The organism is Bacillus sp. FJAT-14266 (assembly GCF_001719225.1).
In the GTDB taxonomy this organism is placed as follows: domain Bacteria; phylum Bacillota; class Bacilli; order Bacillales; family Bacillaceae; genus Bacillus; species Bacillus subtilis.
In genome coordinates, this window is record NZ_CP017072.1 from 3,774,957 (window position 1) to 3,793,926 (window position 18,970).

General features: G+C 45.9%; 18 protein-coding genes, 1 pseudogene and 1 riboswitch. Of the genes and pseudogenes, 7 read left to right on the forward strand and 12 right to left on the reverse strand.

Annotated elements, in window-relative coordinates:
* The first annotated feature begins 41 nt into the window (after positions 1-41).
* Positions 42-1,094, forward strand: coding sequence for a C4-dicarboxylate TRAP transporter substrate-binding protein DctB (dctB, locus tag BGM23_RS19615; RefSeq protein ID WP_032722921.1), 1,053 nt, complete (start codon positions 42-44; stop codon positions 1,092-1,094).
* Positions 1,095-1,178: 84 nt separating this feature from the next.
* Positions 1,179-2,000: a manganese catalase gene (locus tag BGM23_RS19620; protein WP_015715268.1), complete on the forward strand. Its 822-nt coding sequence runs from the start codon at positions 1,179-1,181 to the stop codon at positions 1,998-2,000.
* 36 nt (positions 2,001-2,036) lie between these two features.
* On the opposite strand, the gene BGM23_RS19625 is transcribed toward BGM23_RS19620, so the two are convergent.
* The 4 genes from BGM23_RS19625 to BGM23_RS19640 form a co-directional block, all read right to left on the reverse strand.
* Positions 2,037-2,396, reverse strand: coding sequence for a YdbC family protein (locus BGM23_RS19625; protein ID WP_032722920.1), 360 nt, complete (start codon positions 2,394-2,396; stop codon positions 2,037-2,039).
* Positions 2,390-2,731, reverse strand: coding sequence for a cupin domain-containing protein (locus BGM23_RS19630; protein WP_003246564.1), 342 nt, complete (start codon positions 2,729-2,731; stop codon positions 2,390-2,392). Before BGM23_RS19630 ends, BGM23_RS19625 begins: the two co-directional genes overlap by 7 nt.
* A 131-nt stretch (positions 2,732-2,862) precedes the next feature.
* Positions 2,863-3,234 carry a glucose starvation-inducible protein GsiB gene (gene gsiB, locus BGM23_RS19635; protein WP_003246542.1) on the reverse strand — a complete coding sequence of 124 codons (372 nt, stop codon included), beginning with the start codon at positions 3,232-3,234 and terminating at the stop codon, positions 2,863-2,865.
* A gap of 128 nt (positions 3,235-3,362) precedes the next feature.
* Entirely contained in the window at positions 3,363-4,181 is an 819-nt protein-coding gene (locus BGM23_RS19640) for an EcsC family protein (protein WP_003234359.1), read from the reverse strand.
* A gap of 117 nt (positions 4,182-4,298) precedes the next feature.
* Here BGM23_RS19640 and BGM23_RS19645 point away from each other — a divergent pair, with 117 nt between their 5' ends.
* The 5 genes and pseudogenes from BGM23_RS19645 (at position 4,299) to BGM23_RS22250 (ending at position 7,106) form a co-directional block, all read left to right on the forward strand.
* Positions 4,299-4,751 carry a DUF2188 domain-containing protein gene (locus tag BGM23_RS19645; protein WP_003246574.1) on the forward strand — a complete coding sequence of 151 codons (453 nt, stop codon included), beginning with the start codon at positions 4,299-4,301 and terminating at the stop codon, positions 4,749-4,751.
* A 77-nt stretch (positions 4,752-4,828) separates the two neighbouring features.
* The gene (locus BGM23_RS19650) at positions 4,829-5,086 is read left to right on the forward strand and encodes a GlsB/YeaQ/YmgE family stress response membrane protein (RefSeq protein WP_046664269.1); all 258 of its coding nucleotides are present in this window, start codon (positions 4,829-4,831) and stop codon (positions 5,084-5,086) included.
* 229 nt (positions 5,087-5,315) lie between these two features.
* Positions 5,316-6,593, forward strand: a complete 1,278-nt coding sequence (locus tag BGM23_RS19655) for an Nramp family divalent metal transporter (protein ID WP_041850718.1) — start codon at positions 5,316-5,318, stop codon at positions 6,591-6,593.
* 102 nt (positions 6,594-6,695) lie between these two features.
* A complete protein-coding gene (locus tag BGM23_RS19660) occupies positions 6,696-6,962 on the forward strand; it encodes a hypothetical protein (RefSeq protein ID WP_021481716.1) in 267 nt (88 codons plus the stop codon).
* Positions 6,963-6,990: 28 nt separating this feature from the next.
* Positions 6,991-7,106 (forward strand): annotated as a pseudogene (locus BGM23_RS22250) (hypothetical protein).
* A gap of 56 nt (positions 7,107-7,162) precedes the next feature.
* Here the strand turns inward: BGM23_RS22250 and BGM23_RS19665 are convergent.
* From BGM23_RS19665 to BGM23_RS19700, 8 genes are all read right to left on the reverse strand, one after another.
* A complete protein-coding gene (locus BGM23_RS19665) occupies positions 7,163-8,887 on the reverse strand; it encodes a pyruvate oxidase (RefSeq protein WP_046664270.1) in 1,725 nt (574 codons plus the stop codon).
* A gap of 66 nt (positions 8,888-8,953) precedes the next feature.
* Positions 8,954-9,403, reverse strand: a complete 450-nt coding sequence (mutT, locus tag BGM23_RS19670; protein WP_015715262.1) for an NUDIX hydrolase — start codon at positions 9,401-9,403, stop codon at positions 8,954-8,956.
* Between the two features lie 58 nt (positions 9,404-9,461).
* A complete protein-coding gene (kimA, locus tag BGM23_RS19675; protein ID WP_021481720.1) occupies positions 9,462-11,285 on the reverse strand; it encodes a potassium transporter KimA in 1,824 nt (607 codons plus the stop codon).
* 192 nt (positions 11,286-11,477) lie between these two features.
* Positions 11,478-11,621: riboswitch (cyclic di-AMP (ydaO/yuaA leader) on the reverse strand.
* A 136-nt stretch (positions 11,622-11,757) separates the two neighbouring features.
* Positions 11,758-13,869 carry a cellulose biosynthesis cyclic di-GMP-binding regulatory protein BcsB gene (locus BGM23_RS19680; protein WP_046664271.1) on the reverse strand — a complete coding sequence of 704 codons (2,112 nt, stop codon included), beginning with the start codon at positions 13,867-13,869 and terminating at the stop codon, positions 11,758-11,760.
* Positions 13,870-13,874: 5 nt separating this feature from the next.
* Complete coding sequence (locus BGM23_RS19685) at positions 13,875-15,137, reverse strand: glycosyltransferase family 2 protein (protein ID WP_003246697.1); 1,263 nt, start codon at positions 15,135-15,137, stop codon at positions 13,875-13,877.
* Positions 15,130-16,839, reverse strand: a complete 1,710-nt coding sequence (locus BGM23_RS19690; protein ID WP_082359963.1) for a DUF2334 domain-containing protein — start codon at positions 16,837-16,839, stop codon at positions 15,130-15,132. Before BGM23_RS19690 ends, BGM23_RS19685 begins: the two co-directional genes overlap by 8 nt.
* A gap of 10 nt (positions 16,840-16,849) precedes the next feature.
* Complete coding sequence (epsK, locus tag BGM23_RS19695) at positions 16,850-17,701, reverse strand: cyclic-di-GMP receptor EpsK (protein WP_046664273.1); 852 nt, start codon at positions 17,699-17,701, stop codon at positions 16,850-16,852.
* Positions 17,682-18,770: a lipoprotein YdaJ gene (locus BGM23_RS19700; RefSeq protein WP_046664274.1), complete on the reverse strand. Its 1,089-nt coding sequence runs from the start codon at positions 18,768-18,770 to the stop codon at positions 17,682-17,684. Before BGM23_RS19700 ends, epsK begins: the two co-directional genes overlap by 20 nt.
* Positions 18,771-18,970 lie beyond the last annotated feature (200 nt).

Consider the following 18,970-nt stretch of genomic DNA (forward strand, 5'->3'; position numbering starts at 1 on the left):
GTCATTGCCCCCATTATCCTTAACATAGGGGAGGGCTTTTCATGAAGAGTTTGCTTGCATGTCTCGCACTGATGATCGCTGGAATTGCAACCGCTTTATTTATTGGATTCCATGATCATACAGGCAATAAAAAGATTGTTTATGATGACGACCAGGAAGGCCTGAAGGATCAAATCGTGTTTAAATTCAGCCACGTGGTTGCTGAAAATACGCCAAAAGGGCTGGCCGCCAATAAATTCGCTGATCTGGTGAACGAAAAATCAGGCGGGAAAATAAAAATAGAAGTATTTCCGAATGGAAGCCTGTACTCGGACATCGAAGAAATTGAAGCATTGCAAAACGGTGATGTTCAATTTATCGCCCCCTCCACATCGAAGCTCGGCATGCTCTCGCCTGAATGGGGAGTGCTGGATCTGCCGTATGCATTTACAGATTACAACGCCGCCAAAAAAGGGCTGAACGGAAGCATCGGCACACAGCTGTTTGATTCTCTAAAGAAAAACCAATTAAGAGGACTGGCCTATTGGACGAACGGCTTTAAGCAAATCACAACAAATCAAGGGCCGGTCAAAACACCGGATGATTTAAAAGGGCAGGATCTGCGCATTATGCAAAGCGATGTGATTGAGGATCAGTTCAAGCTGCTTGGCGCAACACCTCATCAGGAATCCTTCAATTCTACCTTTCAGCTGTTAGAAAACAATGTAGTCGATGGCGAAGAAAATACAATTTCAAACATCTATTCTAAAAAATTTTATAATGTTCAGGACTATTTGACAATAAGCAGCCACGGTTACCTCGGCTACGCTGTCATGACTGATGAACACTTCTGGAAGGCGCAAACACCAGAAACAAGACGCATTTTGACTGAAGCGATGAAGGAGACGACGGAGTGGAATGAAACGTATGCCGAACAAATGAACAAGGAGCAGCTGGAAGAAATCAAAAAGAATTCTGCTATACATATTTATGAGCTGTCAGATAAAGAGAAACAAGAATGGATGAAGCGTCTTGACCCTGTTTACCGGCAGTATGAGCCCATCTTTGGCCGGGAGCTGATCCGGGAACTGTTGGAGCTGCGAAAAGATTCATAGTTCCCATCTCGATACGCTGTTTTTCGTTTATCTTTCTATCGATCGGAAATATAAAAAGAGATAATCGAAAAAGGAGATGGGTACATGTTTAAGCACACAAAAATGCTGCAGCATCCTGCTAAACCAGATCGTCCAGATCCATTATTCGCTAAAAAAATGCAAGAAATTTTAGGCGGGCAATTCGGAGAAATTTCAGTTGCCATGCAGTACTTATTTCAAGGCTGGAACACAAGAGGAAATGAAAAATACAAGGACTTGCTGATGGATACGGCAACTGAGGAGCTCGGGCATGTTGAAATGATCGCAACGATGATTGCCAGACTTCTTGAGGATGCCCCTCTTGATCAGCAGGAAAAAGCTGCTGAAGATCCGGTCATCGGCTCCATCCTGGGCGGCATGAACCCTCACCATGCGATTGTATCAGGACTTGGCGCCATGCCGGAAAGCAGTACAGGCGTACCTTGGAGCGGCGGTTATATCGTAGCAAGCGGAAACCTGCTGGCAGACTTCCGCGCCAACCTGAATGCGGAATCTCAGGGCCGTCTGCAGGTCGCACGCCTGTTTGAAATGACGGATGACAAAGGCGTCAAAGATATGCTCAGCTTCCTGCTGGCGCGTGACACAATGCACCAGAACCAATGGCTTGCCGCCATTAAAGAATTAGAAGCACAGGAAGGTCCGGTTGTGCCGGGTACATTCCCGAAAGCGCTCGAAAAACAAGAGTTCTCACATCAGCTTATCAATTTCTCTGAAGGCGAAGAAAGCGCCGAGCAAAACTGGCTGAATGAAAAAGCGCCGGACGGAGAAGCCTTTGAATATGTGAAAGAAGCAAAAACGTTTGGAGAAAAACCGGAGTTAAAACCAGCACCGCCTTTTGTTCATAATACACTTCCGGGACGCGAGTAAAGAGACAAGCCCAAAACATGATGTTTTGGGCTTTGATTATGCCTTCAGAACCGTCCAGTCTGGTTCGTACCGGATATCAGGGTTATGTAACAGATCGTGAACGAACGGTTTATCCTCTTCGTACACCGTCACCTCTATCGAAAGAATTACAGCCTTCTGATCGTTTTCCTCGTATATGCTGTCATGTTCGTTCTCCATAAAATGATCATAGGCTTCTCTGTTTTCCCATACACTGATGATTTCTGCGGTGAGCGGCTCGTCTATCGTTTTTCGCCAGCCGCCGGCCTGTTTGATAAAGCCGCTTATATGCGATAATGCTTCCCACTGTGACTGCGCTTTTGCAAATGCTTCAGCGTTTGCAGCGTCTACTTCACATATCACCTTTTTGATTAGCATGGCTGCTCCTCTATGATGACGGTTTCGGCTTGTTTATGCTCCACACAGAGATTAACCGTTCTGACATAAGAGCGTGTGCGGTGAACCGTGCCTTTCGGGATCAGCAGGCTGTCATTTGCTTTGAGCACCGCGGTTTCTTTGTCCTTAAAATCGATCAGCAGCTCCCCTTCAAGAACAATAAACAATTCGTCTGAGTCAGGGTGATGGTGCCAGTCATATTCTCCCGTAAACACCGCAAGGCGCACGCAGTGGTCGTTGACCTCTGAGATTGAAAAATTGGCGTGCTTTTCTTTGACTTCATTTGCGATGGCGAGCAAGTTTTGCATCTTGGACATTAGCGAAAACCCCTTTTTCACTTATTGTATCGCAATAGCGGCATAAATTGAGAAGATTCCAAAAAAAAGCGATCCAGCTGATGTGCCGGATCGCTTTTTTATTTACAGGTTGTCTGCCTTTATGCTTTTGATTAGTCGTTGTTGCGGGCGTTTCCGCCTTTTGAGCCAATTTCTTGGTAGAATTCTTTATCATGATTTTTGCTTGTTGCCTCTCCGCCTTTTCGGCCGATTTCTTGATAGAATTCTTTGTCATGATTTTCGCTAGTGGCTTCTCCGCCTTTTTCACCGATTTCTTGATAGAACTCTTTGTCATGGTTCTTGCTAGTGGCTTCTCCGCCTTTTTCGCCGATTTCCTGATAGAATTCTTTGTCATGGTTTTTGCTAGTGGCTTCTCCGCCTTTTTGACCAATCTCTTGATAGAATTCTTTGTCATGGTTCTTGCTTGTTGTTTCTCCGCCTTTTCTACCTGCTTCTTCTCTGCTCATTTTGTTATTGTCTGCCATTTTGAATTCCTCCTTTAATTGGTGTTGGTTGTTGTATTCCCGCTCACAATTCTTTTAAACAAACAAAACACATTGGGTATGTTTCCACTAAAAAAAGCAGGCGGATCGCGGTGTCCGTCTGCTTTCTGCTATTCCATCTCTCGTTCTGTTTCTTTCAGTCGTTCAAGAATGCGCCTCTTTTTGTACAGCATCATGCCTGTCTCGGTAATGTCGTTTAATGTTGAGCGATTGGCAGCGGCGCCAAAAACCATTCCGGCAACCGGCACCATCTGGAAAAGTTTTTTCCAGCCAAACGTGTCTCGATAGCCCAAAACGACTTCTCGCCAGCCTTGGATTTGAGAAGCGACATTCTTATATGTACGGTCTTGATCGTAGTGTTTTAATTCCTGCAAAATCGATCTTTTGCCGACAACATCAGCCGACGTCAGCTGCAGACATTTCACAATGAAGACGCGTTCTTTTTTCTCCTTTGGGTCATAGCCGTATGCGACTGCGATATCCTGTAATGTTTTTAGTGATAAGCCAAGCACTGCCGGAATGTCTGCCGCCAGCGTAAACACGCCGCCCACACCGGTTGTCGCGCCTTGAACGGTTGCTGCGTTGGTTCTGTTTTTGCCCATTCCTTCCGCAATTTCATCCATGACAGGAAGAGGCGCTTTCCGGATGTCCTCCAGCGATTCAAAGATCTCCTCCGGCAGTTTCTTTTGAAATATCCTGATAATCTGTTTTTCAGATGTCAGGTACTGTCCGCCTGTTTGAACAAAGCTGCCGACCTCATCCAAGAGCTTGCCGATCTTTTTCTGGATGAATTCCGGTGTCAGCTTGTCCAGGAGTTGAAACGGGAGACGGCTGAGCTTTTCCCAAAACCAGACTTTTTGCTGATCTTTTTCCCATTTCTCTATCTCTTTTAATTGCTGATGTAAGTCTTCTTTTCGTTCTGTTGGCACCCAATCCGCACTTCCCTTCCGTTTTTTCTACTATATAGTATACCTTCATTTTTTCGGATGCGTTTTTATTTTTCACCTGCGGGTACCATTTTTATAAAAGGAAAAGGAGTGATGGACATGCCTTGGTCGATGAAGGATTATCCTGCTTCATTAAAAAATCTTGAGAAGCCGGTGAGAAAAAAGGCGATAGACATTGCGAATGCGATGATTGATGAAGGCTATGAGGAAGGGCGCGCGATTCCAATTGCGACAAGCAAAGCGAAGGAATGGGCGGAAAACGCCTCTACAGATGAAATTGATGATTTCCTGACGCATGATGATGAGACAGAACGCGATGCTGATCCAAGCAGCGGCAGCGGCCCCGAGCTCATGAACAAAGCAGAGCATGTTATTAAGCATAAAAAAGGCTGGGCAGTCAAAGCCGAGGGCGCCAAACGCGTGTCTGAAATCAAGGATACAAAGAAAGAAGCGATTGAACGGGCAAAGGAAATCGCGGCGCATAAAGGCACTGAGGTCATTGTTCATTTAGCTGACGGCAGTGTGCAGAGAAAGATTAAAACAGGATCATAAAGGAATATGCTTTTAAGTGTTTCGAAATGATCAGGAGCGGTTATTGATTGGTAAATCATTTATGAGAGGTGATCATGATGCTTAGCTTTTTGGTTTCATTAGTTGTTGCTATTGTTATCGGATTAATTGGGAGCGTCATTGTAGGAAACCGGCTGCCGGGAGGAATTTTCGGCTCTATGATTGCCGGGCTGATCGGCGCTTGGATTGGGCACGGACTTCTTGGCACATGGGGACCGAGCCTCGCCGGCTTTGCTATTTTCCCGGCCATCATCGGGGCAGCCATCTTCGTATTCTTGCTGGGCCTTATATTCCGCGGGCTGCGGAAGGAAGCCTAGACTCATTAGATACAGAAGGCATCGTTTCGAACTGAAACGATGTCTTTTTATATGGGACCTTATCCCGAATCCCTACATATCATGTTACATAACAGGGAAAAATTCAGAAGTGTATTTTGAACATTTTCGGTTGACAAGAAACCGGGATGGTCATATGATGTAGATAAAATAATTTGCCTTAAGGAAACTCTTTGTTGTACGGCAAAAACAAACAGAATTCAGGTGAGACATGATGAACAAGGACATCACAGCACAATCTCCCCGTTCCAAAGCCGTCCAAGATGCGCTTGACGGGAAAATCAGAGGATTCAGAGGGCTGCTCCCTTTTCTCGGCCCTGCATTTATAGCAGCCATTGCCTATATTGATCCCGGCAACTTCGCAACGAATATTTCGGCGGGTTCTAAATACGGATATATGCTCTTATGGGTGATCTTATTTTCTAATATCATGGCGCTTTTAATTCAATCCCTATCCGCCAAACTCGGTATTGCGACAGGCAAAAATCTGCCTGAGGTTGCCCGTGAAGAATTCCCGAAGCCTGTCTCGATCGGATTATGGATTCAGGGCGAGCTGGTCATTATCGCAACTGATCTGGCGGAATTTATCGGAGCGGCTCTGGGACTGTATTTGCTGTTCGGCATTCCGATGCTTGAAGCGTCTATTATAGCTGCGATCGGTTCTTTCGCGATATTGGAGCTTCAGCGCCGCGGTTATCGCTCACTTGAAGCCGGTATTGCCGGTATGCTGTTTGTGGTCGTGATCGCCTTTGCGCTGCAGACCTTTTTCGCAAAGCCTGATGCCGTGTCAGTGATGAAGGGCCTTTTTGTCCCGGCGTTTCATGGCACCGACAGTGTGCTTCTTGCAGCGGGTATTCTTGGCGCAACTGTTATGCCGCACGCCATTTATTTACACTCTGCCCTTACACAGCGGCGGGTGGTTGGCAAAACTGATGCAGAACGGAAAAAAATCTTTAGGTTTGAATTTATTGATATTTTAATAGCGATGCTGATTGCAGGGGCTATTAATGCAAGTATGCTGATTGTGGCTGCCGCATTATTCTTCAAAAACGGCCTGTTTGTTGAGGATCTCGACGTCGCATTTCAGCAATTCGGACATCTTGTCAGCCCTATGTCTGCGGCTTTATTCGGGATCGGGCTGCTCGTTGCCGGTCTATCCAGTTCGTCTGTCGGCACACTTTCAGGCGACGTGATTATGCAAGGATTTATCAACTACCGCATTCCGCTGTATGTACGGCGTTTTATCACGATCATTCCGCCGATCTTGATCATCGCGTCAGGTGTTAATCCGACGACCGCTCTCGTACTGAGCCAGGTCGTGCTGTCCTTCGGGATCGCCTTTGCCCTCATTCCGCTTATTATGTTTACAAGCAATAAACGGATCATGGGATCTCTGATCAACGCCAAATGGGTCACAGTGGTGTCTTGGCTGATTGCTGTATTGATCGTTGCTTTGAATGTGTTTTTAATTGTAGATACGTTTCAATAAAAAACCGGCTTCTAAAGCCGGTTTTTATTTTTTCGCAAAAGCTCATTGATACCCTTTTTGACAGAAATTTGTTATGATAGAAGAAAAATCGGAGTTTTGATGATGTCAGTATTTATTCTGTTTTATTTGTGGATAGTTCCTATTGTTATCGGCATTTTATGTTCTGTTGCTGCCCATAGATCCAAGGGAAAAATGAGAGTCGCGCCCGGCATTGCCATGATCGTGCTCAGTATCATTTCCTTAATCACGGCGTTTACGGCCGGACACACAAATTTCCACGTGTTTATCGGCGGCATGTTTTTATTCGGCACCTTCTTGGTCGGTTCTGCTTTTCCTTTCTTCTTCGGGCTGAAGAAAAAAGAGAAATAAGCTTATAATGAGAAGAGTTCTGTAAGATTTGATAAGAATAAACATACAAGGACAAATGCAACTCATTGCTTTGAAACAAGATGCATTTGTCCTTTTGTCTATTTCGAGTATACCGATCATTTTATGAATTCAAGCATGTTATAGCTGAAAATACGTTTGTTTCCAACAAAAAACAGAGGCCTTTTGGGGCCTCTGTTTTTTTAGAATAACCGTTTCAAACTTTTCTTCAGTGACGGCATTTCAAATTTTTGGTTTTCGAAGAAGTTTTTCAGCATGTACTTGCTAAAGCCTTTCGCCTGCCCGTAGGTGATTTTGCCAGGAAGCGGCGGTTCGTTTCCAATCATGACATCCACAACGACCGGTTGGTCAGAGTGCAGCGCCTCATGGAATGCCGGCGCAAGCTCTTCCGCTTTGGTCACTTTGATGCCCTTTGCTCCGCAGCTTTCTGCAAATGCGGCATAGTCGACATTTTGAAGTTTTGTGACATAGTCGATATTGCCTTTGACCTGCTGCTCGTACTCAATCATGCCGAGATTTTCGTTGTTTAAAATGACGACTGTGATCGGGAGCTTATATTTGACGGCGGTCGGAAGGTCCTGCATGACCATGGAAAATCCCCCGTCACCGCAGACGGCGATCGCCTGGCGTTCCGGTTCGGACAAGCTTGCTGCAATCGCTCCCGGCAGGCCGCAGCCCATTGTCGCAAGCCAGCTGGAAACGATGAAATCCTGATTCGCGTTCATTTTGAAATGACGCGCCATCCAGACTGTCACAGTGCCGACATCGACAGAGAGCACCGCATCATCGGCTGCCGCTTCCTGAAGACGGGCCACGACCTGCTGAGGTTTAAGCGGTGTTGTTGCCTCTGTCTCATCTTTTTCAATTTCGTTCCACCAATGCTGCATATGTTCTGTGCAGGCATTCAGGAATCTTCTGTCTTCCTTGCGTTCAATATACTCTGTCAATTCGCGCAGGCCGAGAGCCGAATCGCAGACAAGGCCCGCTGTCACCGGATACCGTTTTCCGATTTTCGCCGGGTCTGAATCGAGCTGTATCGCCGGCGTGTCATCAGGCAAATAATCACGGTACGGGAATGACGTTCCGAGCATGATTAATAAATCACATTCCTCCATTGCCTCGTAAGCCGGCTTTGTTCCGATCTGTCCGAGGTTGCCGAGAAAATGCGGGTGCTTATCGGGAACAACACCCTTTGCCGGGAGTGTAACAACGATCGGAGCGGCGGCTTTGTCCGCAAATTCTAAGAGCTCCCGTTTCGCCTTTTTCATTCCCTGCCCTGCCAGGATAATCGGCTTCTTAGCGTTATTAATATATTGGGCGCAGGTGACGAGCTGTTCTTTTTTCGGTTCAAGGTTCCCTTCAATATACACCGGTGAAGTATACACGGGCTCGCGTTTGATTTTCTCCGCAAACAAATCATCTGACACGCTCAATACCGCAACGCCTTTTTTGCTGTAGGCGGTCCTGATCGCCTGATTTAAGAGATCCGGAAGTGATTCTGCGCTATGTACCTCTCTGTTGAACACAGCCACGTCCTCAAACATTTGCTCCAGCTTAATCTCCTGGAAATAGTCCCGTCCCACTTCGCCAGAAGAAACCTGTCCTGCAATCGCCAGCACAGGGGCGCCGTCCGCTTTTGCATCATATAAACCATTTAATAAGTGCACCGCTCCCGGCCCTGCGATTGACAGACAGACTCCGATCTTGCCGGTGAGTTTTGCTTCAGCCGCGGCTGCCAGTGCCGCTACCTCTTCGTGGCGGGTTTGAATGAACTCCAGTTGATTTCTTTCGTGTCTTAATTCTTCAATAAACTCATTTATACTGTCTCCGGGGATGCCGTATACATGATCAACTCCCCATTGCTCAAGCAGCTCTGTCATTACTTGTCCTGCAGTTTTGTATGCCATAACGTATCCTCCTTTTTCCTTTTTTCAATACCACAGGAGAAAGGCTTTAAAACCCGGAGACCTGAATCACTTGCCCAGTCTTCTTTTCAACAGGTCGATCGCCGCGAGCAACCCTCTATCCTTGACGGTGACATTTACATCTTGAGCGCCGTTCTTGAAATCATTGATCTGCCTTTTTCGATTCGGCACCATAAAAAGCGGCAAACGCCCCGGGGAAACCCACTTTAATCCCGCTGTCTCTGTGCCGTCAGCCACTGCTTGTCCGCCTGTTATGCTTCCGAAAAACAAATGCTGTTCATCTTGAAACTTTGGCCTTTGGTAAACACCTATTTTCGCAGAAAGCGCTGCATTGTATCCCGTTTCTTCCAATACCTCCCGCACTGCCGCTTCCTCAGCCGATTCCCCGGGATCAACCCTGCCGCCCGGCAAATCCCATAGAGGGACATCTTTTCGTTTCACCAGCAGAATTTGCTGGCTTTCGTTCAATACGATCACAAAAGCACCTTGTGTATACACCGCCATACCTCCTTTTCCCGCAAAAAAGGACCAAGGTGATTCCCTTGGTCCTAGAGCTTTACTTTTTAAAATGATACGGCAGTGTGGCAACCATTATGTCCTTTTTCCAGAACAGCCGGACTCTGAGGAGGAAGGCCGATTGGTTGTGAAGGATGGTGTGCCAGCGTTTTTTCGTTATAAATTGCGGAAACAGCACCATAACGGAAAACTGCTCCTTCTTCGCTTTTGCCTCAACTGTTTCCAAAAACTTATCAAACGGATGGACAAGGCTTCTGTACGAGGAGTGAAGCGTAACGAGACGCACTCCGTTATTAAGCTCTTCCCAGCGTTTTTCGAATTTCTTTTCCTGTTCTCTGTCAAATGACACGTGAACGGCGATCACCTGATCGGACAGTGATTTCGCATAGTGAATCGATTTTTGTACGACGGTGGTGACACCGGCCACAGGCACAATCACAACGGTGCCTTTGATTTCTTCCGGCTCTTTGTCTACGATGCGAAGCTGTTCGCCAACTGCTGTATAGTGATTTTTAATCGCAAAAAACAGCAAAACAACGATAGGCATAAAGATTAACACAGGCCATACGACATTAAACTTCGTCACAAACAGAATGGATAGAACCATAAACGAAATCAGAGCGCCGCAGGAGTTGATCAGCATTTTTCCGATCCAGCCTTTTGGTTTTTGCTTGATCCATTTCATGCACATGCCGGTTTGTGAAAGCGTAAATGGAATAAATACGCCCACAGCATATAACGGGATTAAGTGCTCCGTCTGTCCTCCGAATAAGATAATGAGAACAATGGAGGCAAAGCCTAAAAAGATAATCCCATTTGAGAAGCCTAAGCGGTCGCCCCTGACTGTAAACATTCGCGGCATATACTGGTCTCTCGCCAGGTTGAAGGCAAGCTGCGGGAAGGCTGAAAATCCCGTATTTGCCGCAAGAACCAAAATAAGCGATGTGACACCTTGGATGACATAGTAGAACACATTCCGCCCGAAGGTTTCGGATGCAATTTGTGAAACCACTGTTTCATCAGGCTTCGGCGCCGTACCATACCCGTACGCGAGCACCGTGATGCCGGAAAACAAGATCGCCAGCAAAATCCCCATCATCGCAAGCGTTCTTGCCGCGTTTCGCGCAGGCGGGTTTTTGAATGCAGGAATCGCATTAGAAATGGCCTCAACCCCGGTCAACGCTGAGCATCCGGAGGAAAAAGCCTTAAGCAGCAAAAACAGCGTAATGCCGGCTACAGGTGTGCCTAGCGGTGTATGATGGGCTGGCTGGTCTATTTGTCCTGTCATAAGTTTAAACAACCCGACTGCAATGAGAACCAAAAGCGCCACCACAAACAGATAAACCGGGTAGGCAAGAATGGATGCCGATTCCGAAAGACCGCGCAGGTTCAAAATCATAATCACTAACACGAGAAAAATAGCGATCGGCACATGATAATCATGCAATGCAGGAAAGGCTGACGTGATGGCGTCCGTGCCTGCGGAAATACTTACCGCTACTGTTAAAATATAATCAACAAGTAATGAACCGCCCGCAATCAATCCCGGTTTTTCACCGAGATTTTCTTTAGAAACGATATACGCCCCGCCGCCCTGCGGATAAGCGTAAATAATTTGCCTGTATGAAAGAATCAGTGCGAGCAGCAAGATGAGAACGCCCACCGCAATCGGAATGGAGTACCAAAATGCGGCAGCACTGATTGTTGCCAAAATGATTAGAATTTGTTCTGTCCCATATGCGACAGATGACAGCGCATCTGAGGAAAGCATAGCCAAGGCTTTTAATTTCGTCAGTTTTTGCTCTCCAGCTGCTTGGGATTTTAGTGGTTTCCCAATCAAAAAACGTTTGATTGAATGATACATCGATGTCTTCCCCTTTTAATTTCTCATTTTTCAATTAAAACAATAAAACATCAGTGTCTTGCTCTCACATGTTGATGATAGTCCTTTCTGCTATGATGTCTCTGTATGCGATTTGCATTCAAAAATGAACAACAAAAAACACAGAGGCAAACGGATGCCCCTGTGCCATAACATCGAACACAGGTTTCATTCATCTCCTCTCACGAACGCTTACGAGGTTAGCTGACGGATTCGGGCATATGAGAGTTAGCCCTACCTAAAAAGGATTCACCCCAACGGCAAAAAGCCGTTCTATTGGGTCCCCCGCTCTGATTTCAGATTAAGCGATTTGTTTTCTAAAAGTGATCATACTCCCGTTCCCGCACGTTGTAAAGAGGCTTATTGGCTGAGAGAAAAAAATAAAATGACAGGTTCCACAAATGGAATTCACTTACCAAAAATAAAAAAAACAGAGGCTAAAATCGCCTCTGTTTTATTCTTTATCTGTCTTTCTTTTTTTGCGTCTTACGGCAATCCAAATGAACACTGCCGCAACCACCATAATGAGTGCCAGCACACCAATATACATCCATTTCTGGCTATGATCCTGTGTTGGTTGTTCTGCATCGGAACTGTTTGTTTCCGATTTGAGCTGCTGGTGGTTTGTAAACACCTGCTGGCTGTTTGTTTCATTAAGGACGGTTGCCGACTCATCGTTGCTGTTCAGATAACTAATGATCTCTTTTGTGACAGCCGTGCCATCTCCTTTTGACGGTGCAAAGACAGCCATTGTATAGCGCGAATCCCAAACCGATGCTTGGGTAAATACCACTTGTTTTGTCGTCTCATTCAGCATCTCGAAACCAGATACATCAAACGAGCCGTTCTTTTCCTGCGGCACAAGCAGATCTGATGATTTCTCCTTCAGAAGAGAAAATTGATTGATCCCCCCTATGAAAATGAGGTTTCGTCCTTTCGCATCCTTTGCTGTAACGTCAGATGATTTCTTTACCGTATATGAATGCTGTGCTTCGCTGCCAAAGGATTCCGTCACGAGAGAAAGCTCCTCAAGCTTCGATTGGCTTACGGTGTCAGGAAGCACGATTAACGTTGTTTGATCCTGGTTTCCGGCGTAAGGCAGCGGCCACTCTTGAAAATCCGCTGAAGGAGACATGCCTTTGATGGCGTATGATAATGTACTGTTTTTATCGATAAAAACCCACTTTTCCTCATCAGTGGTGTTGCAAGGGTTGTTTTCCTTTAAACCGGTCGTGACGAACTGAATATCAATGTAGCGGTTTTTTTGCAGCAGCTTAGGGTCCACTTTCACTGTGACATGATAGAATCCGTTTTTATCTTCTTTTCCTAATTCATCAAGCCGGACCGAGTGCGGCTGGCCGTTGATCATCACTTTCAGTTCTGCAGCCTGAGAGGCTGACTCGTTTTCAGCCGTTGAGGCCTGAATCGTTTCAGACTTTTTCAGTTTAAGCGACAGCTTCGCCGATTGGTTTTCATCTAAAACAGCCGAAGCCGGATAAAAATAATGTGCTGAAGATGTTTTGTCGGCTCCAATTGTGATATCACCCGCTCCAAAATTCTCAAGGGTCAGCTTATCGCTTTCTTTTTTTTCAGTCTGCTGAAGCTTGCTGATTGAAAGTGTATCGCCGCTGAGCTGGCCTGTATATGTCTGATCTGTCATCACGCTGATTTTTTTAGTGAGCGCGTCCTCGGACGCCGCTTGCGCAAACAGAACCGGCTGCTGTTTGCCCTCTGCTTTCAGCACCCGCTCCGCAAGCAGAAGGTTTTCTCCTTTTGCCTGTAGCCCGGCTTGTTTCAACAGTTTTTTCACTTTGCCGTTCCAATGCTTGTCCACGCCGATAACAATCGTCGGCTTATCGATTTTTTTCAGTTCAGATTCCGTGACATACGCAATACTGACACTGCTGTCCACCGTTTTCAAATAGCCTTCTGCTTTAACAGCAGCTTCTATTTCCGCTGAACTTGGGTTATCCGGAATGACGATAGCTGTTTCTTCCGCTGTATTTCCAGATTGGGCGAAAGGATACGGATAATGGTCCAGCGACGTTCCCTTCGCTTCACTGCTGTCAGCAAGTGTCAGCCGGCTGTCCGGATAAATTTTGATCCAGTTGCCTGAAGTATCCTGTCTGACGCACACGCCCTCTTTCATTACGCCGTAGAATTTAAGCGATACGTTGTGATAGCCTTGCGCAGACTGGCTTTTATTCAGATTCAGCTTCACTGTTTTTCGTTTGGAATCACCATCAAGCTTTAACGTCTTGACCGGTTCATCATCAATGACAGCCGTTAACGATGATGGAGAAATTAAAAGATTTGATGCCTCGTATTCGATTACCAATTGCTGATTGCCCGAAGAGGCGCCTGCCGGGATCTGATACGTCAGCTCTGCGCTGTCTTTTGATCCATACAGTGTAATCAGCTCGCTTGTCAGCACCTGCTGTTTGGCTTGTTCTTGGCTGCTTTTCCCAAGGAGCGAACCGCTGACCTGTACGTCTTTGGCAAGAGCCGTTTGTCCAGTCATCGCCAGCAGCATGAAGCTTGTGAGAAAAATCATTATTTGTTTCAAAAAGGTCACCCGCTTTTATGTTGATTGTATCGTTCTGTCTTGTACCATTTGACCTCTTGCTTGAATAGACGGTGCTTGATTTCTACGAATAAAGAGTAGATAACAAGCACAATCCATGCCTGCGAGTATGTGAAGTACATGAGAAATACGATAAAAAAGTTTTGCTTGTTCATTTCTGTTTTTTCAATGCTCAACGTAATCATGACCTCTGTCATAAATAAGAAAAACGCCAAAATCCAGAGAATCATTGCCAAAAATCCAACAGACAAATGCAAATCATAAAACAAATTCACTACAAAAATCGCATTTGACATGATCACGCCAAAGAAAAACAGGAAGTACGTAAAGAAAAAATAAAACAAATCAAAGATAATCCGTTTTCGTTTCAGCTTAAAAAACTGCGCCAAAAATTTGAGCACGACATATTGATTGCCGCGCGCCCATCGGGTGCGCTGGCGCCACCATACCTTCCATGTTTCCGGTTCCTGCTCCCACGTGATGGCGGCAGGGAAAAAGCGGATGTGATAGCCGAGATTATATACCCGGATGGTCAGCTCAGTATCCTCAGCGAGCGCTTTGTCATCCCAGCCTCCGAGCTTTTCGATAATGCTTCTGCGGATCGCGAAGTTGGTGCCTGGGATCGTGGCGATTTTGAACCACTTCCATCTGCCTCCCTGAGCCATCCACTGAAAACAGATCGTTTCGATATTAATAAACCTCGTCAGCAGCGTCTTCGCTGCATTGATGACGCGGAATTTCCCTACCACGGCGCCTGCCTTTTCGTCATTCATCAGGCCGAGCACGAGGTAATACACGGCCATTTTCTCAGGCGTATTGTCGGCGTCATACACACAGATCACATCGCCGTTTGATTCGGCAAAACCCGAGTTAAGTGCAGAGGATTTTCCTTTTCCTGCATTTGGCGGCTTCGTAATCACCATTTTGATGAAATCGTATTTCTCGGAAAATTCATTGACGATATCACCCGTCCGGTCTGATGAATTATCGTTAACGACGATAATCTCCAGCCGGTCCTTCGGATAATAAAGGTTGACCATCGCCTTCAGCGTCTGCCGAATCACAACCTCTTCGTTATGCGCCGGGATGAGGACGCTGACCTTCGGCAGTTCCTTCATGTTTTCTCTCCACTTTGGAATATTCCGTTCGAAGGTCATATAGTGGCGAAACCCGCCCTGCATGAGAAACATGTGGTAGAGAAGCATAACCCATATTAAACTTAGCGAGATAAAGAACAGCGTATTACCCAAGGCTTCTTCTCTCCTTAAAAATTCGTTTTTTCAATGTGGCTCTCAAGTAAAACGTATAACTGACAAACATGATGACAAATAGGAGCACAACAGCGGAGAGAATCCATAACGCCTTTTCCAGAGGGGTTTGCCGGTGATGATCGAAAAACTCGTCAATCGCGCTTACGCCGTTTTTCACCTGAATCGTTCCGTCACCGCTTGTATGAATTTCCACTTTGTCTGTTTTGACGGTTTGTTTCGTTTTCTTTAAATCAAGCCATTCACTGTCTGGAATGCGTTCCATCTGATCAACCAGCTCCGGCAGATATTTCATCCCGAGGTACGGGTGATAAAATCCTCCGGCTACTCCGCCTTCAAAATCAATCATCTGGGAGATGTGCTCCTCCATCTCACCGAGCGGGTTTTGCTTCGATGTGTCGACAAAGCCGATCGTTTCCGGATAAAGCGTCATTCCGTGCAACATCGAAGGAGCAGTCACAAACGGAGGTGCACCGGATGTTTTCCATGTTGTGCTGCTGAGCTGGACCTGGCCGAAAATGCTTGTAAAATACTGCGAGGCGATTTGATAGCCATAATCGGACATCGTGTAATGCGGCGCTTCAAACGCCAGCGGGTAAAGACCCGATGATGTCAAATCCTCAATGGCACGCGTCAGTTTTTGTTTTGTATACGTTTCTTCCTTTTCCCGAAATGGTTCGAGATAGCTGTGATAGGCTTGTTCGTTCGGGAAGTCCTGTTCTTTCTCCAAAATGGACGGGGGGTCTTCGGCATTTCCGGATGTAATCGGCTGATCCGCCTTTGCATCCCAAAATTCAAAGCCCTCTCCTGTTTCACTGTAGCGATAAGCGTGAGTATAGCCGTGAACAATGATACTGCCGCCCATGCTTTGCAGCTTCTTCAGCACCTTGACCATCTTCGGTTGATCAGACAAATACACTTTGTCGCCTGTTTCCGGATTCAAGTAAACCGGAATGACCGCCAGGATAAAAGGAATATGCCGCTTATGCAGGTATGTACCGGCTTGAAGCAGCAATTTTTCATCAGACATCGGGCTGATATCCTCGAGACGCAAATACAATAACGTCGTCCCCGCCTTCTCTCCGAAAGCTTCTCTGAGCTGTTTCGCCACGATCAAATTGTTATTTAACAAATTTGTTAATCCAATGTACACATTCCCTTTTTTTGTTTTCCATATAAAAGAATGCGTTGTGCCGTCATCGGCTTTGAAGGTGTAAAGCGCCGTTCCTTTCAGGCCTGATACACTCAGCACGTTAAGCCCGCTTTCCAGAGACACATCGGCCTTTTCCGACCTGCTGTGAACCTGAAACACATTTTCTTTGCAAGCTAATGAAAGACCGGAAAATTGGCTGATTTGGCCTGCGTTATAGCCAATGGCGACAACCGGTTTTTTTACGCCGCTGATAAGAGACAGCAATTTGTTACTGAGCTTTCTTTTCGTTTGGCCGTAATAAATCACATGGTCTTTCCCTTTGAAATCCGACGCTTCAACGTCTGAATCTTTTTTGACTGTCACATGGGATGTAAAGTGGCCCGCAAGCAAATCGAGCATTTTGACTTGTGACGACTCTTTGCCGTCCAAGGTTGAGTAGATGATGAGAATGCCGGCATCCTGATCTTTCGCTTGCGCAGAAACGGGAAAAGACGCAATAGCTGAAAATAGAAGCATCATGACGCATAGCAATGTGATTCCTTTATAGTTCATTCATCATCATCTCGTTTTCCAGTTCTTCTAAAAATTGATCAGCTGTTTTGATATCGTTGCGGTAGGGCAAATAGCAAACGTGGAACGTAAGCGACACATACTTTCCATTTTCCAGCTGATATGTATCCAATTGTTTCTTCAGCTTGGTCAGAACGGCCGGCATATGTTCAGCAGGCGTGTGCGTCAGCACGATCCCGATACGCTCATCAGAGGGACGGAATTTCTTATCCGTTTCCCGAACGCTTGTCCTGATTTGCTGACCGACATATTGGAAGAGGCGGTCCGTTTCTTTTTCACCGTACAAAGACTTAAACTCTTTGAAATAATGCATATGGAGCAGCAAAAACACAAAAGAATTGCCATAGCGCTCCGCCCGCTTGATTTCTTCTGAAAGTTCCAGCTTCATCCTTTGCTTGTTATCAAAACCGGTCACTCTGTCAACAGCAACATAGCTTTTAATTTCGGATTGAAGCCGTGTAATCGAGCGCCTAAGCTCTGCCGTAATATCGTGGATTCGTCCAGAAATAAAAGAAAACAGCAAAAGCGCGATTCCCCACACGATAAGCATTCGCAGTCCTTCCTCAGCCGGAAATAACGCAGCCTGTCCAGTCTGGAAAAACATCATTAAGGTGCCGAGAACAAAGAGTACGATTAAGGTCACTGCCAGCGCGTAAATCGGGCCGAACCAGATGCCTGCGGCGATGACGCCAAATGTGATGCAAAGGATCAGAGCACCTTCTGATTGCTGGGCTGACACATAATAAATAAACAAAGACAGGGCCGCGATGAGCCCTGAAAAATAAGCAAATAATTTTTGTGATTCACTGAATGATATTTTCATTAAAAAGCTTCCTTTCGGCTAACAGCGGCAGCAGATTGTCAAATGAATGCGTCTGAGTGCCGCTCATATAGCCTCCATAATACGATTTCACCGGATCATGAATTTCAAAGTCATTCATTCTGTCATATATGGCTTTGATGACAGAACTGTTTTCATGCTGTTTTGTCAAAAACAATACGGCTAAGGCATATACGGATGGAGACTCATATTGGACGGCAGGCTCCTTCGTATCTGCCGAATACCGCCCGTACAGCTTTCCGTTTTTCTGAAATTCCTGCTTGATCCAGTCCGCTAAAACAGATGCTTTTTCATCCCCTTCCGGCAAATGCCAAGCAGCGTAAAGCTGATCAATCAGGTTGATTTCACTATCATATGTGTATCCCTTCGTCTCCGAGCTGTATGTCTTCGGCAGAAAGCCATTTTTTAAAGGAGCTGAATAGAGAACATTGGCATTCCGCTGTTCTGTTTCTTCGTCTATGATTCCATTCTTCTTTAAGACAGCTAAGGCATCAGGCATGACGTATGAAAGCGTCACATCCTTTGAAGCGGCCTGTGAGTCGTAATAGTCTGTAAATAACCCGTTGTTCATATTGTATGTCTTCAAAGACGTGCCGATATCCCTAGCCATTTGCGCGTAGTCGCTGCGGCCCCATTTTGCGGCGGCTTGGTCAAGAGACAGCATAATTCTCATATCATCTATCAGCGCATTCGTCCCGCTCGCTTGGCCATTTTGAATCTTCCACGTCACCAAGTGATTGCTCATCAGAAATGAATCAGTCAGATGCTGATATTGATCCTGGAAATGCGGTGCGTCATTTTTGCTGAGCAGAAACTCCATCCACAGGCCGAGAGATTCCGACAAGTAAGAAGGCTGGTCTGAAAAATCGGTTTTGATCAGCCCTTGGTCATTCATTAAATTGTGATAGATGAAATATTCCGCCGGCTGGAGCGGGCTGGCATTCACTTCTGTCGCCGACTGATTTTGGGTCTTGTTTCCAGCTTCAGCACACCCTGCGGAAAGTCCGATAGATAAGAAGAATAAGATGACAGCAATTAGTACATGCCTCACAGGCAAATCCCCCTTTGTCGCCTGAAGCAAATCAGACGCTCACAAATAGTTATAGACGAAAATATGACTGCCATGTTACAAAGTACATTTACTATAAAAGAAAAAAATGCAGATTGCTAGCTTTTTTTCCCCTTTTTGAACATTAAGAAAACAGGACCTAAGTCCACTAAAAAAACCTGTGCGATAGGCACAGGTTTTTT

What these genes read in the sequence shown, in the direction of transcription:
- BGM23_RS19625 (WP_032722920.1), bottom strand. Translation starts at nt 2,396, where the DNA reads ATGCTAATCAAAAAGGTGATATGTGAAGTAGACGCTGCAAACGCTGAA.
- gsiB (WP_003246542.1), bottom strand. Translation starts at nt 3,234, where the DNA reads ATGGCAGACAATAACAAAATGAGCAGAGAAGAAGCAGGTAGAAAAGGC.
- BGM23_RS19650 (WP_046664269.1), top strand. Translation starts at nt 4,829, where the DNA reads ATGCTTAGCTTTTTGGTTTCATTAGTTGTTGCTATTGTTATCGGATTA.
- dctB (WP_032722921.1), top strand. Translation starts at nt 42, where the DNA reads ATGAAGAGTTTGCTTGCATGTCTCGCACTGATGATCGCTGGAATTGCA.
- kimA (WP_021481720.1), bottom strand. Translation starts at nt 11,285, where the DNA reads ATGTATCATTCAATCAAACGTTTTTTGATTGGGAAACCACTAAAATCC.
- BGM23_RS19660 (WP_021481716.1), top strand. Translation starts at nt 6,696, where the DNA reads ATGTCAGTATTTATTCTGTTTTATTTGTGGATAGTTCCTATTGTTATC.
- BGM23_RS19630 (WP_003246564.1), bottom strand. Translation starts at nt 2,731, where the DNA reads ATGTCCAAGATGCAAAACTTGCTCGCCATCGCAAATGAAGTCAAAGAA.
- BGM23_RS19665 (WP_046664270.1), bottom strand. Translation starts at nt 8,887, where the DNA reads ATGGCATACAAAACTGCAGGACAAGTAATGACAGAGCTGCTTGAGCAA.
- BGM23_RS19655 (WP_041850718.1), top strand. Translation starts at nt 5,316, where the DNA reads ATGATGAACAAGGACATCACAGCACAATCTCCCCGTTCCAAAGCCGTC.
- epsK (WP_046664273.1), bottom strand. Translation starts at nt 17,701, where the DNA reads ATGAAAATATCATTCAGTGAATCACAAAAATTATTTGCTTATTTTTCA.
- BGM23_RS19645 (WP_003246574.1), top strand. Translation starts at nt 4,299, where the DNA reads ATGCCTTGGTCGATGAAGGATTATCCTGCTTCATTAAAAAATCTTGAG.
- BGM23_RS19620 (WP_015715268.1), top strand. Translation starts at nt 1,179, where the DNA reads ATGTTTAAGCACACAAAAATGCTGCAGCATCCTGCTAAACCAGATCGT.